This window comes from Sphingopyxis sp. Q841 (genome assembly GCF_052384365.1).
GTDB lineage: Bacteria > Pseudomonadota > Alphaproteobacteria > Sphingomonadales > Sphingomonadaceae > Sphingopyxis > Sphingopyxis terrae_A.
Genome location: NZ_JBQSUM010000001.1, coordinates 338,178 through 352,006, shown reverse-complemented (window position 1 = coordinate 352,006; position 13,829 = coordinate 338,178). Strand labels below are relative to the sequence as shown.

The following is a 13,829-nucleotide window of genomic DNA, read 5'->3' as shown; positions in this document are numbered from 1 at the left end:
CGGAGTGACAGCGATGAACGCGCCGACGGGCCGGCTGGACAGCCAGCTCACCCTCCCGCAGCCCTATCTGCTCTTTCTGGGCGACACGACTGAGGCGGGCTATGCCAAGACCGCCTTTGGCCTTGCCGACTGGGCCGCCGACCGCTGCGTCGGCGAATGGGGGATCGGCGGCTGCACCGTCACCACCGGCCTGCCGCACCTGTCGCCGGCAGAGGCGCGGGCGGCGGGAGCGCGTTCGCTGGTCATCGGCGTCGCCAATCAGGGGGGCATTATCGGCGACAGCTGGGTCGCGGTGCTCGTCGAGGCGATGGAGGCGGGGCTCGACATCGTGAGCGGGCTTCACGTCCGGCTGACGAGCATCCCCGCGCTCGCCGATGCGGCGCGGCGCACCGGCCAGCGGCTGATCGACGTTCGCACCCCGCCGCCTTCGATTCCGATCGGCAACGGCCGCAAGCGCAGCGGCAAGCGGCTGCTGACCGTCGGCACCGATTGTGCCTTGGGCAAGAAATATACCGCACTGGCGCTGCACCGCGCCTTTGCCGAGCGCGGGATCGACGCCGATTTCCGTGCCACCGGGCAGACGGGGATCATGATCGCGGGCGGCGGGATGCCGATGGATGCGGTGGTGTCGGATTTCGAAGCGGGCGCCGCCGAAATGCTGAGCCCCGACGCGCCTGCCGATCACTGGGATCTGATCGAGGGGCAGGGGTCGATCTTCAACCCCGCCTATGCCGCGGTATCGCTCGGCCTGCTCCACGGCAGCCAGCCAGACGTATTCGTCGTCTGCCACGATCCGACGCGCACGGTCATTCTGGGAATGGAAAGCTTCGCCCTGCCGAGCATCGAGGAGGTGATCGACCTGACGATCCGGCTCGGCGGCCGGACCAATCCCGCGATCCGCTGCGGCGGCGTCAGCCTCAACACCTCGGGCTATGATGCCGATGCGGCCGCGGCGCTGATGGCGGCGGAGGCGGCACGGCTGGGCCTGCCGGTCGCCGATCCGATCCGCGGCGGCGCGGCGTTCGCGGCGCTCGTCGAAAACTGTCTCGCGTGATGGTGGGCGAGGCGGGCAGCGGAGGGAGCTGGTTTCAGCGCTTTCTGCTGCCTGGTTTCGCGCTGAAGGCGGTCATCATCGGCGGCGGCTATGCGACGGGCCGCGAACTGGCCGAATATTTCGTGCCGGCCGGACCGTGGGGCGGGCTTGCCGGGATGCTGCTCGCGACGCTGATCTGGAGCGTCGTCGCGGCGCTGACCTTCGCGCTCGCGCGGCAATTGCACGCCTATGACTATCGCAGCTTCTTCCAGCAATTGCTCGGCCCCGGCTGGGTGCTGTTCGAGGCGGCCTATCTGATCTTCGTCGTGCTGATCCTCGCGGTGTTCGGCGCCGCCGCCGGCGCGATCGGGGCGGCGACCTTCGGCTGGCCTGAACTGATGGGAGCGGTCGTGCTGGCCGCCGCGATCCTGTTCGCGACCGCGTTCGGCGAAGCGGGGGTCGAGCGCCTGTTCAAATATGCCTCGATGCTGATCTATGCGGTCTATGCGCTGTTCCTCTTCTTTGCGCTGACCCGCTTTGGCGACCGCATCGGCGCGGGTTTCGCCGCGGCCGGACCGCCGGCGGACGGGTGGATGGCGGGCGGCATCACCTATGCGAGCTATAACATCGTCGGGGCGGTCGTCGTGCTGCCGGTGCTGCGCCACCTGACGAGCCGCCGCGACGCGTTGATCGCGGGCGCGATCGCCGGGCCGCTGACCATGCTGCCCGCGATCCTGTTCTTCGTGGCGATGATGGCCTTTTATACCGGCATCGGCGACGAGACGCTGCCCTCCGACTTTCTTTTGCGGCAGATGGCGGTGCCGGGCTTTCACCTGCTGTTCCAGCTGATGATCTTCACCGCGCTGCTCGAAAGCGGGGTGGGGGCGATCCATGCGATCAACGAACGGATCGCGGGTGCGTTCGAGGCGCGCGGTCGCGCGGCGCCCGGCACCGCGGGACGCGCGCTGATCGGCGCGGCAATCCTGGCGGGTTGCATGTTCGTCGCGGCGCGCGTCGGGCTCGTCGACCTGATCGCGAGCGGATACCGCATCCTCGCCTGGCTGTTCCTGGCCGTTTACGTCGTCCCGCTGCTGGGGATCGGCACCTATCGCCTCGTCAAGCGGGGCCCCTCGTCCAAGCAGGAGGTTCGTCCATGAAATCCGCGCGTCTGCTGGCGGCATCGCTGATGCTCGCCCTTTCGGTTCCCGGCTGGGCCGAGCCGCCCGCCGACATCGGCGACAGCGTCGAGGCGCTGCGCCAGAAGATCGGCGCGGTCGGCGTGTCGATCGCGATCGTCGAGGACGGCCGGACGACGCTGGCGCGCGGCTGGGGCGTGCGCAAGCTGGGCGAGAGCGCGCCGATCGACGCCGAAACCATCTTTCAGACGGGATCGACCGGCAAGGCGATGACCGCCGCCGCGCTGGCGGTGCTCGTCGATCAGGGCAAGATCGCTTGGGACGATCCGGTCATCAAGCATATGCCGTGGTTCCGCATGTACGACCCGTGGGTCACGCGCGAGATTACGATCCGCGATCTGCTCGTCCACCGAAGCGGGCTGGGGCTGGGGCAGGGCGACCTGATGTTCGTGCCGCGCACCTATCTGACGCGCAAGCAGACGGTCGAGCGCGTCGCCTTTCTCAAGCCCAAGACGAGTTTCCGCTCGGCCTATGCCTATGACAATATCCTCTATGCCGTTGCCGGGCAGTTGATCGAGGAGGTGACCGGCCAGCGCTGGGAGGATTTCATCCGCGAGCATTTGCTGCGCGCCGGCGGCATGAAGAATGCGACGAGCGACAGCGAAGACCGCTTCCGTATCCCCAATCGCTCATGGCCGCATGCGCGCCTGTCGGGGGCGCTGCGCGGGCTGGGGCCCCAGCAGGCGCTCGATGAACGCGACGAGCTCGGCCGCAACGGTGCGCCCGCGGGCGGGCTGGCGCTGAGCGCCGACGATATGGCGGCGTGGCTGAAAATCCAGCTTGCCCATGGCGCGCTGCCCGGCGGCGGACGGCTGTTCAGCGAGGAACAGGCGAAGCAGATGTGGACCCCGGTAACGCCGATGCCGATCACCGAACTGCCCGACAGCCTGAAACCCGCGCAGCCGATGCAGCAGGCCTATGCGCTCGGCTGGCAGGTGCAGGATTATCGCGGCCACCGCATCATCCAGCACAGCGGCGGCGTGTTCGGTTCGATCACGCGCGTCGTGATGATTCCCGACAAGAATGTCGGCTTTGCGATCATGATGAACAGCGAGGACAGCGGGATGATCCTAGGGCTGACCTACGAACTGCTCGACCATTATCTGGATCAGCCCGATTATGGCTGGACGACCAAATGGCAGGACTGGTTCGAAGCGCGATTGGCGGGCGGCGTCGAATATCTGAAACAGGCGAAGGCATCGCCGGCGAAGGTCGGCCCGTCGCTGAAGCCCGCGGGTTATGCGGGGCGCTATCGCGATCCGTGGTACGGCGATGTCGTGATTGCCGACGGGGCGAAGGGGCTGACGATCGACTTCACCTCGACCCCGCGCATGGCGGGCCGGCTCAAGCATTGGCAATATGACAGCTTCGTCACCGAATTCGACGATCCCGCGATCGAGCCCGCCTATGTGACCTTCGAGCTCGACGCCGACGGCAAGGTGACCGGCGTGACGATGAAGCCCGTCAGCATGATCGCCGATTTCAGCTGGGACTATCAGGATCTCGACCTCAAGCCCGTGGAGGACAAGAAGTGAAGCGCATCGCCATTCTGCTCGCCGCCACCGTGCTGTCCGCCTGTTCGGCGGTGGGCGACAAGCCGCAGGCGGCGCCGCCGCCGCTGCACAGCCGGATGCTGGTGCTCGACACCCATCTCGACACGCCGCTCCACTTCGAGCGGCAGGGCTGGAACTTCGCCGACCGGCACGATCTGGCGACCGACCTGTCGCAGCTCGATATCCCGAGGATGCGCGACGGCAATCTCGATGGCGGTTTCTTTGCCATCTACACCGAACAGGGGCCGTTGACCCCGGCGGGCTATGCCGCGGCGCTTGCCCATGCGCGCAAACGGTCCGACCTGATCGACAAGATGATCGCCGACAACAGCGGGGTCATCGGCGCGGCGCGCACCGCCGACGATGCGCGGCGGCTGAACAAGGAAGGCAAGCTCGTCGCCTTCAAGTCGATGGAGAACAGCTATCCGCTCGGCGAGGATCTGTCGCTGTTGCAGGAGTTCTATGACAAGGGCGTGCGGCTGGCGGGGCCGGTCCATTCGGCGAACAATGAGTTTGCCGACAGCGCGACCGACAAGCCGCGCTGGAACGGGCTGGGCCCGCTCGGCAAACAATGGGTGGCAGAAATGAACCGGCTGGGCATCGTGATCGACGCGAGCCATTCGTCGGACGCGACCTTCGATCAGATCCTGCAATTGTCGAAATATCCGATCCTGCTCTCGCATTCGAGCCTGCGGTCGGCGCATGACCATCCACGAAACCTAGACGAAGGACGCTTGCGCAAGCTGGCCGAAAAGGACGGGGCGATGTGCATTTCGACGATCTTCATGTCCGAGATGAACATGTCGCCGGCGCGCGCCAAGCTGTTCGGAGAATATGAGCATATCGGCGAGATGACGCCCGAAGCGCAGGCGGACCTGACGCGTCAGTGGCGCGAACTCGACAAAAGCGAGGCCATGTGGGCCGCGGATTTTGAGGGTTATATGAAGTTGGTGCTACGCGCGATCGAGGTCGGCGGCGTCGATCATATCTGCTTCGGCGCCGACTGGGACGGCGGCGGCGGCCTGAAGGGCATCGAGGATATTTCGGCCTTGCCGAAAGTCACCGAGCGGCTGAAGGCCGCAGGCTATTCGGACGCCGACATCGAAAAAATGTGGAGCGGCAACATCCTGCGCGTCGTCGCGGCGCAGGGGAAATAGCCTATTCGGCGAGGGCGGCTTCGATCATTGCGACATCAGTCACGGCGAAGAGCGCGCCGAGTTTCGATGCGATGACGGCCGCCGCGCCATCGTCGAGGCCAGGTACGTCGATCCGCAGTCGCATCGCGCCGTCGCCGGTCTGCATGGCAACCGCCGCGGGGACGAGGCCGCGCTGCCCGAAGAAGCCGGTGATGCGGGGAAGCGACTGCGGATCGGCGAGCGCGGCGATGTGAAAGCGGTGCATTCAGGCCGCCGCGCGCTGTGCCCCGGCCGCGATGACCTCCTCGGCCATTTCGTCGGCGACGACGGCAGGCGAGCGTCCTTCCTGTGCGGCGCGGTCGAGGAGTGCGGTCACGCGCGGAGCGATCTTCGCCACGCGCGCCGCAACCTCGGCTTCGTCTTCGCCCAGATATTCGGCCGACACGCTGATGATCCCGCCCGCGTTGGCGACATAATCGGGGACATAGGCGATGCCGCGCGCCATCAGCAGGTCGGCGACCGCCGGTTCGGCGAGCTGGTTGTTCGCGGCGCCGCACACCAGCCGCGCCTTCAGCCCGCCGACGCTTTCGGCATTGAGGGCGCCGCCGAGGGCGCAGGGGGCGAGGATGTCGGCTTCGACGCGAAGGATGTCGTCGACATGCACGACCTCTGCCCCGTGGATCGCCGCGAGCCGGTCGCGCCGCGCGGGGTTCGGATCGGCGATGACGAGCCGCGCCCCGGCCTCGGCGAGGCGGCGGCAGAGGTCGGCGCCGACATTGCCCGTGCCCTGCACCGCGACGGTCAGGCCGGTAAGGTCGCGGCCCAGCGTGTGCGCCGCCGCTGCCTGCATCGCGTCGAAGACGCCGCGCGCGGTCCAGGGCGAGGGGTCGCCGCCCGCGCGGCCGCCCGCAGGGGGCAGGCCGGCGACGTGACGCGTGACGCCCGCGATATCCTGCATGTCGGCGACGGTGGTGCCGACGTCCTCGGCGGTTACGTAGAGCCCGCCGAGCGCCTCGACCGCGCGGCCGAAAGCGCGGAACAGCGCTGTGCGGTCGAACGAGCCGGCGGGGCGGCGCAGCACCGCCTTGGCGCCGCCGAAGGGCAGACCCGCGAGCGCATTCTTGTAGCTCATCCCCTCGGCCAGCCGCAGCGCATCGGCGAGCGCGCCATCGACATCGTCATAGTGCCACAGGCGGCAACCGCCAGCGCCCGGCCCGAGCGCGGTCGAGTGAATTGCGATCACGCCGTCGAGGCCGGCGGCGGCATCGAACAGGCGGACGCATTCGACCGGCGGGGTCATACGGGCGGGGCGGCTGACCATCATGGTTCTCCTTGAAATGATTGGCGGAATGGCCGGTGTAAATTCGCTCAGCCTTATCGCATCATGTCGCCGGACATACTTGTTCGCATTTTCGTCCGCATTGGTGATTTTGGGGATTTTGAAACCGGAAATCTGCTGATATGGGAAATGAATGACCGACCTTGATCCGTTCGAGATAAAAATCCTTCGCGAATTGCAGCGCGACGCGAGCCAGACGACCGCCGAGATCGCCGATCGCGTCGGGCTGTCGGTGTCGCCCTGCTGGCGGCGTATCGACCGGCTGGAGCGCGAGGGATTTATTCGGAAACGCGTCGCGATCGTCGACCGGCGCAAGGTCGGACTGAACGCGCATGTCTTTGCGCAAGTGAAGCTCAACGCGCACGGCCGCGCCAATCTTGATGAATTCAGCGCGACGATCCGCGGCTTTCCCGAAGTGCTCGATGCCTATGTGCTGATGGGGACGACCGATTTCATGCTGCGTATCGTCGCGCGCGACATCGACGCCTATGAACGCTTCTTCTTCGATCAGCTGAGCAAGCTGCCCGGCGTCCAGGAAATCAATTCGACGGTCGCGCTGTCCGAGATCAAGTCGACGACCGAACTGCCGCTATAGGCTCAGCGCCAGAAGGGGGCGGCATCGCGGAGCGCGCGAAAGGCGGTGCGCGCTTCGCCGAGCAGGCGCTCGCGATCGCCAGTGGCGAAAAGTGCTACCACTTCGGGAACCGCATCGAGCGACAGGCTGCGCAGCAATTGGGGTGCGGTGGCGATGTCGTTGAGCGCGCCGAGATGGTCCTGCAGCGCCTCGGTGAGCTTGGCATAATCGCGCAGGGCCGCAGACCGCCCGTCGTCGGAAAACAGCGGTGCGAAGAAATCGGCGGTGTAGCGCAGCTTCTTGACCGTCTTGCGGAGGCGGTGCCGGGCTGCATCGTCGAGGCGCGCGAAGTGGCGCCCGCGCTTGCGGACCTTCCGGAGCAGCCGGTCCAGCGCCTCGGCCGCGAAGCCGCGTACCGGACGGGCGCACGGCGCCGCGGCTTCATCACCCGTGCGCCAGTCGCCGATGGTGAGCCACTCGACGAAATCGAGCATCAGGTGCCGCGCGCGCGGGGCAAGCAGCGCCGCGGTGGCGCGCGCATAGGCGGCTTCGCGCGCGGGACGCAGCCGGTCGGCGAGGGCGCCCGGTCCGGCGCGCACGGCGAGAACGTCGAGATCGCGCGCCGCGCCCAATTCGCCGGCAAGCCAGCGTAGCTCGTCGTCCCAGCGCGCGGAAGCGGAGGGCGGAAACAGCGGCGCGTGAACCGCGAGCGCCGAACGCAGCCGTCGCAGCGCGACGCGCGCCTGATGCAGCGCGCCGGGATCGCCGCGCTCGATCACCGTTGCGGCGTTGAGGCGGAACTGGCGCAGGCAGGCGCGGGCGATGGCGCAAAACGCCTCCGCCGCCGTGATCCCGGCCGCCAGCGCCACCGGCCGGGCTTTTTCGCCGGGAGCCGGCGGCGCGAGCAGCCGGTAGCCGCGGTCGGCCTTGCTGAGTATAGCGATCTGAACCGGGGTTGCCGCATCGATCCGGCGGGCGAGGGCGAATAGCGCGGGAATTGCGCTGCCCTTTGCCTCGAGCTCGATCTCGTCGATCGGGGTTTCGGCGTCGGGGGTGGCGACGCGGGCGTGATCGAGTGCGACCTCGATCCCGCCCAAATCCCAGAGCATCCGTTCGTTTTCGATCGTAAAGACGGGGCCAAGCTTCGCCGTGCGCGCGCCCAGCGTCGCCGCGACTGGGGTGCGATCGTCGAGCACGGGGATGTCGCCCTCCACCGCAAATTCCCATTCGGCGCGTGCGAAGAGGCCTGCGGCCGCGGCACGCGCCTTCACCGTCTGGAGGCGCTTGGTGCCGCTCGTGCGGATACGCAGCGAAAAGCCCGCGGCGGCGAGCGCGCGGTCGGGAGTGTCGAAATAGACCGCATGCTGGGCGATCATCGTCGGCGGCGCGCCGAACAGCGCCGGCCAATCGACCGTGCTGCGCGCGTCCGGCGGGAGTTCGAGCTTGAGCTCGACCTCTTCGCTCGACTTGCCGCCCATCCCTTGCCCCTCTTGCGATCGCCACCGACCCGTGCCGCTGCTTAGCGCCTTTGCGTCCGGATTGCCATCGCCTGGCGGCGCAGCCGGAACTTGCAGTGGGATGAACGCGGGGGGCGTTTTGCGACATTTTGCGACACTATTCCGACCATGCGGCAATGCTGTGGGACAAACGGAGCCTAGAAGGGTGTCATCGGGACCGAAGGCTCTTCCCCCTTTCATCTGGTCCCTTGGACAGGAGTTCGTGACGTGAAGAAAAAGATGACCCTTTTGACGCTGGGCGCCGCGCTGATCGCGGTGCCGGTGCTGGCTGCCCCCGGCGGCGACCGCAACATGGGCGACGCCAACAAGGACGGCGTGCTGACCCGCGCTGAGGCCGAAGCGCACGCCAAGGCGATGTTCGTCAAGCTTGACATCAACAAGGACGGCAAGCTCGACCAGGCCGATCGCGCCGCACGCCATGCCGAAAAGCGCGCCCAGATGTTCGACCGCCTTGACGCCAACAAGGATGGCAGCATCAGCAAGGCCGAATGGGACCAGGCCGATGCCGCGCGCCAGGCGAAGCGCGCCGAATGGAAAGCCAAGCGCGGCGAACGCGCCGGTGCGCCGGGCGAAGGCGGCGAGCGGCACGCGATGCGCGGCCATCACGGCGGCAAGCGCGGCGGACATGGCGGTCCGGGCGGCTGGATGAAGGCCGATGCTAATGGCGACAAGGCAATCAGCCAGGCCGAATTTGTCGCCGGCGCGCTGGCGCGCTTCGACCGGATGGATACCAACAAGGACGGCAAGGTGACAGCGGAAGAGCGGCAGGCCATGCGCCAAGGGATGCGCGACAAGCGCGGTGCGCCGCCGGCGCCGCCCGCCACCAACTGATTGGCAGTGACGCGGGCGGCGTGGGTGGGCCTATCCCCCCTCCCTGGCCCCCCACGCTGGCATTGCCTTTGCCGCCGCGTCCTGCCAGCTATCGCCCATCGGCCCCCTGCGGGCCGGTGGGCGAACTAGTTATTTGTAGCGGATAGCCATGACCGATAGCGACACCCCCCGCATTCTGCTGATCGACGACGAACCGTCGATCCGCGAGCCGCTTTCCGAATATCTGGAGGCGCAGGGATTTGCCGTGACCGACGCGGCCAATGCCGCCGAAGCGCGGTCGGTGCTGCGCGCGCAATCGGTCGACCTGGTAGTAAGCGACATCATGATGCCCGGCGAAGACGGCCTGTCGCTGACCCGCCATCTGCGCGAGACGAGCAGCATCCCCGTGATCCTGCTCACCGCGCGCGCCGAAGATACCGAGCGCATCATCGGGCTGGAGATCGGCGCCGATGACTATGTCGTCAAACCCTTCAACCCGCGCGAACTGGTCGCGCGCATCCGCACCGTGCTGCGCCGGACGCAGGCGAACGGCCGCGCGGTCGATCCGGGCGGGACGAGCTATGCCTTCGGGCCGTGGGTGCTGCGCGAGGTCGAACGCGTGCTGGTCGACGAGGCGGGCACCGAAGTCGCGCTGTCGTCGGGCGAATATCACTTGCTTCAAGCGCTGGTGCGCCATCCGCGACAGGTGATGAGCCGCGACCGGCTGCTCGATCTGGTGCGCGGGCGCGAGGCCGACATCTTCGACCGCGCGATCGACAATCTGGTCAGCCGCCTGCGCAAAAAGATCGAGGAAGACCCCGCGCACCCGCAGATCGTCAAGACGGTGTGGGGCGGCGGCTATACGCTGGCCTGCGAGGTCAAGCGGCTGGGGCCGGCCGCATGAGCATTCGTCTGTGGCCGCGCAGCCTGATCGGGCAGTTGGTGCTGGCCGTCGCAGCGATGCTGTTCGTCGCGCAGGGGATCAATTTCGTGATGCTCGCACGCGGCCAGAAGCAGCAGACGCTTGCGCATGGCGGCGGCATGGCGGTCGCACGGATCATCGATGCGATTGATCGCGACCGACGCGGCCGGATCGACGACGGCGCCGCGAGAGGCCGGCACGACCGGGTCCAGAAACTACTGATTACCGACGGGCCGCCGCCGCTGATTCCGGGGTCGGTGCCGCTTGCCGACCTGTCAGCCTATGTCGCCGACCTGCTGAGCGAGGGCGGGGTCAAGGCGAGCGAGGTGTCCGCGTGGGCGATGCCGCTGCGGCCGCGTGCGCAGAAGACCAGCTATCCCGGCCGCGTCGTCGTGGTGAGCGCGCGCGTCGACGGGCGCTATTTCACCGTGCGGAGCCGCATTCCGGCGACCGGCGGGCGGCTGCAAGGCTTTTTGCTATGGCAGACGCTGTCGCTCTATCTGCTGCTCCTCGTGCCGATCATCCTGATCGCGTGGCGCGTCGCGGCGCCGCTGCGCGAGTTGACCCGCGCGGTGCGGGCCAATCCGGCGGCGCGCGATCTGCCGCCGATCGACGAGGCGGGGCCGTCCGACGTGCGCGACCTGATTGCGGCGTTCAACGCCTATCGCGCGCGCATCGGCACGATGCTCGCCGACAAGGATCGGATGCTGGGTGCGGTCGGCCACGATCTGCGCACCCCGCTCGCAAGTCTGCGCGTCCGCGTCGAGCAGGTCGACGACGACCGGCTGCGCGAAAAGATGATCGCTTCGATCGAGGAAATGACCGCGATGCTGGCCGACATATTGGCGCTCGCGCGGTCGGGGGCGGGAACCGAGGCGCCCGAGGCGATCGCGCTGCCGCTGCTGCTGCGCGAACTGACGGAAGACTATGGCGAGCAGGGCAAGGATGTCGCGGCGGGCGCGCTCGCCGAGGCGGCGGCGCGGGCGCGCCCGATGCTGCTGCGCCGGGCGCTGCGCAACCTGATCGACAATGCGCTGGCCTATGGCGTTCGCGCGCGGCTGTCGGTGGTGCGCGAGGGCGACCATGCGCGCATCATCGTGTCCGATGACGGCCCGGGGCTGACCGACGAGCAAATCCGCACGCTGGTCGAACCCTTTGCGCGCGGCGAGCAGTCGCGGAACCGCGCGACGGGCGGCGCCGGCCTCGGCCTGTCGATCGCGCGCGAGATTGCGGCGGGCGAGGGCGGCGAGCTGGTACTGGCGAACCGTCCGGGCGGCGGGCTCGAGGCGGCGATTGTGCTACCGGTTCTGACGTAAGACGGGTGGTTAGCCGAAGTCCGCCGGCATCGCGCCGGGTTCGCTGACCATCGCAAATCGGACCTCAGCGAAGTTCACCTGCAATGTGTCTTCCAGCGCAACCGCGTAACCCTCAATGAACGGTAGCCGCTGTTCGTGAAGGTGAATGATGATGCCAAGCCCAAAATCCAGCCCTTCAACCGCGACCCAAACATGCTCTCCTAAATGAAGACTTTCCCGGCGAGGGGCAATCGGTGCAGCTAGGGTTGTGAAGAAACCTCCGCCGGTGTTTTCGCGTGACAACACCTCAGCATCGAGCAGACGATCAAGACCTCTTGCGAGATTACCAGCTTCTGCAAAAATTGCCTGCAATGCAGTGCGTTCCAGTTGAGTCAGGCCAGCCATCTGTTTTTTTGGCTTCGGTCACCTAAGTCCGCGATGGGGTCGTTATCAGGCGTAAATCGCAATCGCCTGGCTGCCGTGCAGCACCGGTTCGCCGGCGCGGTTCCACAGCATCATGTCCTGCACCGACAGCCCGTTGCGGGCGAAGCCGGTCTTGGCTGAGAGCAGCCACCAGCCGTCGTCGGTCTCGGGCTTTGCGGTGAGCATGTTGACCGTCCAGTTCATCGAGCTGATCGGACCGAATTCGGTGAACAGCGCCATCGCCGCGGGGGGCAGTGCATCGCCCATCGCGAGCAGCGCGACCGCCGGATGACAGGCGGGCTCTTCGACAAAGCGCACCCAAGTCAGATATTCGCCGACATCGCTTTTCCAGTTGAAGCGCGGGCCGGTCGTCGGGCGCATGTCGAAATGGCGGGTGAAGCTGGGCCGCGCCTTGTGCTCGGGCACCGGCTGAAGCGTTTCGGGGGCGGGCGCGTCGGGTATGGCGAGCCGGTCGTGATCGAGATGGCTTTGCCGGTCGGGCGAGAAGGCGAAGACCGCGGCGGTGCCGAAGCCTGCATCGCTGGTGACGCCAGCGTCGATGAACAGGCTCGATTTCGATTGGCGCAGCACGCGCGTATGCACGGTGCAATCGCCGCTGACCGGCCCGACGAAGCTGATCTGCGCATAGCGAAGCGGCGCCTCGGTCGGGTGGAGCGCCATCGTGCCGGCGAGCGCGACAGCCGAGCTGATCCCGCCATAGGCCGTGCGGCCCTGCATCCAGCCGTCGTCGATATGCGCCGTCGCGACATTGCCGTCGACGCGCAGGGTGGAGAGCAGCGCGTCGAGCGCGCTGGGGGAGCTTGTCATCGGTAAACTCAATCCTCGATCTGGAAGGTCAGTCCGGCATGGGCGGTCAGCCGGTCGATCAGGGCCTGACCAAGCAGCGCGCCGGGGGTCCACACGCCGCCCGCGCCATCGGTTTCGAGCAGCGTCATGCCGGTTTCGGCGAGCATCTTCGACGTCGATCCATAGCCGGGGTCGCGGTCGCCCTGGACGCTGGCGCGGATCGTGGTGCCGTCGGGATATTCGCCAACGAAGAGGATGTCGTAGAAGCCGTTTTCGCGCTCTTCCTTGCTCGGTCCCTCGCCGGGTTTGAGCTTGGATTCGCCGAAGGGGTTCGCCTTCGCCATCGCTTCGGCCATCGCCTTTCCGGCCTCGCCGATCGTCGTCATCACCATCTCGTCATAGACAAGGTCGGACCCCCATGGGTGGCCGAGCAGGAAATTGGTGCGGTGGACATTTTTGGTGTTGATCGGCGCCATCACGAAGGGCGCAGTCCAGGTGCCGGTCGCATGATCATATTCGGGGATCAGTCCCGACGGCTGGTGCGGACCTTCGAACCCCGGGGTCAGCGCGAAGGAGGATTTGAGCAACAGCGCGAGCGACGGCTTCTTGGCGACGGCCTTCAGTGTTTCGGTCAGGCTGGCGATGGTGCCGCCCGAGGCGCCGCCCTGCATCTTGCGTACGCGGCCCTTCACGCGCGGCGCGGGTTTGCCGTGGCGCTTCACCGCCTCGGCCTGGAGAAACAGCACGCCGAGGTCGAAGGGGATCGAATCGAAGCCGCACGAAAAGGTGATGCGCGCGCCCGATGCCTGCGCCTGATCCTGATGCGCGTCGATCATCTCGCGCATCCAGCCGGGCTCGCCGCACAGATCGGCATAGGCGGTTCCGGCCTTGGCGCAGGCGTCGACGAGGTCGCTGCCATAAAGCTGATAGGGGCCGACGGTGGTCAGCACGACGCGCGTGCGATGCGCCATCATGTCGAGGCTGGCGGGCTCGCTGGCGTCGGCGACGACGAGCGGCGTGTCGGCCGCCGCGCCGATCAGGTCGCGCACCTCGGCAAGCTTGTCGAGACTGCGTCCCGCCATCGCCCATTTGGGCGCGTCCTTGCGGCCGCCATAATGCTGCACGAAATATTCGGCGACGAGGCGGCCGGTAAAGCCGGTCGCACCATAGACGATGATGTCGAATTCGCGGGCCTCTGCCACGGCACCCTCCCATTTACGTAAA

14 protein-coding genes are annotated in these 13,829 nt (G+C 67.2%); 8 read left to right on the top strand and 6 right to left on the bottom strand.

Annotated elements, in window-relative coordinates; all coding sequences use genetic code 11:
- Positions 1-13 precede the first annotated feature (13 nt).
- From ACT17R_RS01820 to ACT17R_RS01805, 4 genes are read left to right on the top strand one after another with little or no spacing between them, the layout of a single operon-like run.
- Entirely contained in the window at positions 14-1,054 is a 1,041-nt protein-coding gene (locus ACT17R_RS01820) for a DUF1611 domain-containing protein (protein WP_062902798.1), read from the top strand.
- Positions 1,054-2,190: a YkvI family membrane protein gene (locus ACT17R_RS01815; protein WP_444808862.1), complete on the top strand. Its 1,137-nt coding sequence runs from the start codon at positions 1,054-1,056 to the stop codon at positions 2,188-2,190. The genes ACT17R_RS01820 and ACT17R_RS01815 overlap by 1 nt, the downstream gene beginning before the upstream one ends.
- The gene (locus ACT17R_RS01810; RefSeq protein WP_444808861.1) at positions 2,187-3,764 is read left to right on the top strand and encodes a serine hydrolase; all 1,578 of its coding nucleotides are present in this window, start codon (positions 2,187-2,189) and stop codon (positions 3,762-3,764) included. Before ACT17R_RS01815 ends, ACT17R_RS01810 begins: the two co-directional genes overlap by 4 nt.
- Complete coding sequence (locus tag ACT17R_RS01805; protein ID WP_444808860.1) at positions 3,761-4,939, top strand: membrane dipeptidase; 1,179 nt, start codon at positions 3,761-3,763, stop codon at positions 4,937-4,939. The genes ACT17R_RS01810 and ACT17R_RS01805 overlap by 4 nt, the downstream gene beginning before the upstream one ends.
- Before the next feature lies 1 nt (position 4,940).
- Here the strand turns inward: ACT17R_RS01805 and ACT17R_RS01800 are convergent, their stop codons facing one another.
- The gene (locus tag ACT17R_RS01800; RefSeq protein ID WP_062902795.1) at positions 4,941-5,183 is read right to left on the bottom strand and encodes a hypothetical protein; all 243 of its coding nucleotides are present in this window, start codon (positions 5,181-5,183) and stop codon (positions 4,941-4,943) included.
- On the bottom strand, positions 5,184-6,239 hold the full coding sequence (locus ACT17R_RS01795) for a Leu/Phe/Val dehydrogenase (protein ID WP_444809383.1): 1,056 nt from the start codon (positions 6,237-6,239) through the stop codon (positions 5,184-5,186). It abuts the gene before it with no gap.
- A 151-nt stretch (positions 6,240-6,390) separates the two neighbouring features.
- Here ACT17R_RS01795 and ACT17R_RS01790 point away from each other — a divergent pair, with 151 nt between their 5' ends.
- Positions 6,391-6,852 (top strand): Lrp/AsnC family transcriptional regulator, encoded by a 462-nt coding sequence (locus tag ACT17R_RS01790; RefSeq protein ID WP_058813303.1) that lies wholly within the window; start codon positions 6,391-6,393, stop codon positions 6,850-6,852.
- A gap of 2 nt (positions 6,853-6,854) precedes the next feature.
- Here ACT17R_RS01790 and ACT17R_RS01785 read toward each other — a convergent pair whose 3' ends face one another.
- On the bottom strand, positions 6,855-8,309 hold the full coding sequence (locus tag ACT17R_RS01785; RefSeq protein WP_444808859.1) for a CYTH and CHAD domain-containing protein: 1,455 nt from the start codon (positions 8,307-8,309) through the stop codon (positions 6,855-6,857).
- A 246-nt stretch (positions 8,310-8,555) separates the two neighbouring features.
- Here ACT17R_RS01785 and ACT17R_RS01780 point away from each other — a divergent pair, with 246 nt between their 5' ends.
- The 3 genes from ACT17R_RS01780 (at position 8,556) to ACT17R_RS01770 (ending at position 11,396) form a co-directional block, all read left to right on the top strand.
- Positions 8,556-9,179 (top strand): hypothetical protein, encoded by a 624-nt coding sequence (locus tag ACT17R_RS01780; protein WP_062902793.1) that lies wholly within the window; start codon positions 8,556-8,558, stop codon positions 9,177-9,179.
- A gap of 148 nt (positions 9,180-9,327) precedes the next feature.
- A complete protein-coding gene (locus ACT17R_RS01775) occupies positions 9,328-10,062 on the top strand; it encodes a response regulator (RefSeq protein ID WP_263587462.1) in 735 nt (244 codons plus the stop codon).
- Positions 10,059-11,396, top strand: coding sequence for a sensor histidine kinase (locus ACT17R_RS01770; RefSeq protein ID WP_444808858.1), 1,338 nt, complete (start codon positions 10,059-10,061; stop codon positions 11,394-11,396). Before ACT17R_RS01775 ends, ACT17R_RS01770 begins: the two co-directional genes overlap by 4 nt.
- Positions 11,397-11,405: 9 nt before the next feature.
- Here ACT17R_RS01770 and ACT17R_RS01765 read toward each other — a convergent pair whose 3' ends face one another.
- From ACT17R_RS01765 to ACT17R_RS01755, 3 genes are read right to left on the bottom strand one after another with little or no spacing between them, the layout of a single operon-like run.
- Positions 11,406-11,780 (bottom strand): hypothetical protein, encoded by a 375-nt coding sequence (locus ACT17R_RS01765; RefSeq protein WP_444808857.1) that lies wholly within the window; start codon positions 11,778-11,780, stop codon positions 11,406-11,408.
- A gap of 45 nt (positions 11,781-11,825) precedes the next feature.
- Positions 11,826-12,626 (bottom strand): acyl-CoA thioesterase, encoded by an 801-nt coding sequence (locus ACT17R_RS01760; protein ID WP_062902790.1) that lies wholly within the window; start codon positions 12,624-12,626, stop codon positions 11,826-11,828.
- Positions 12,627-12,634: 8 nt separating this feature from the next.
- Positions 12,635-13,807, bottom strand: coding sequence for a saccharopine dehydrogenase family protein (locus tag ACT17R_RS01755; RefSeq protein WP_444808856.1), 1,173 nt, complete (start codon positions 13,805-13,807; stop codon positions 12,635-12,637).
- Positions 13,808-13,829: the final 22 nt, after the last annotated feature.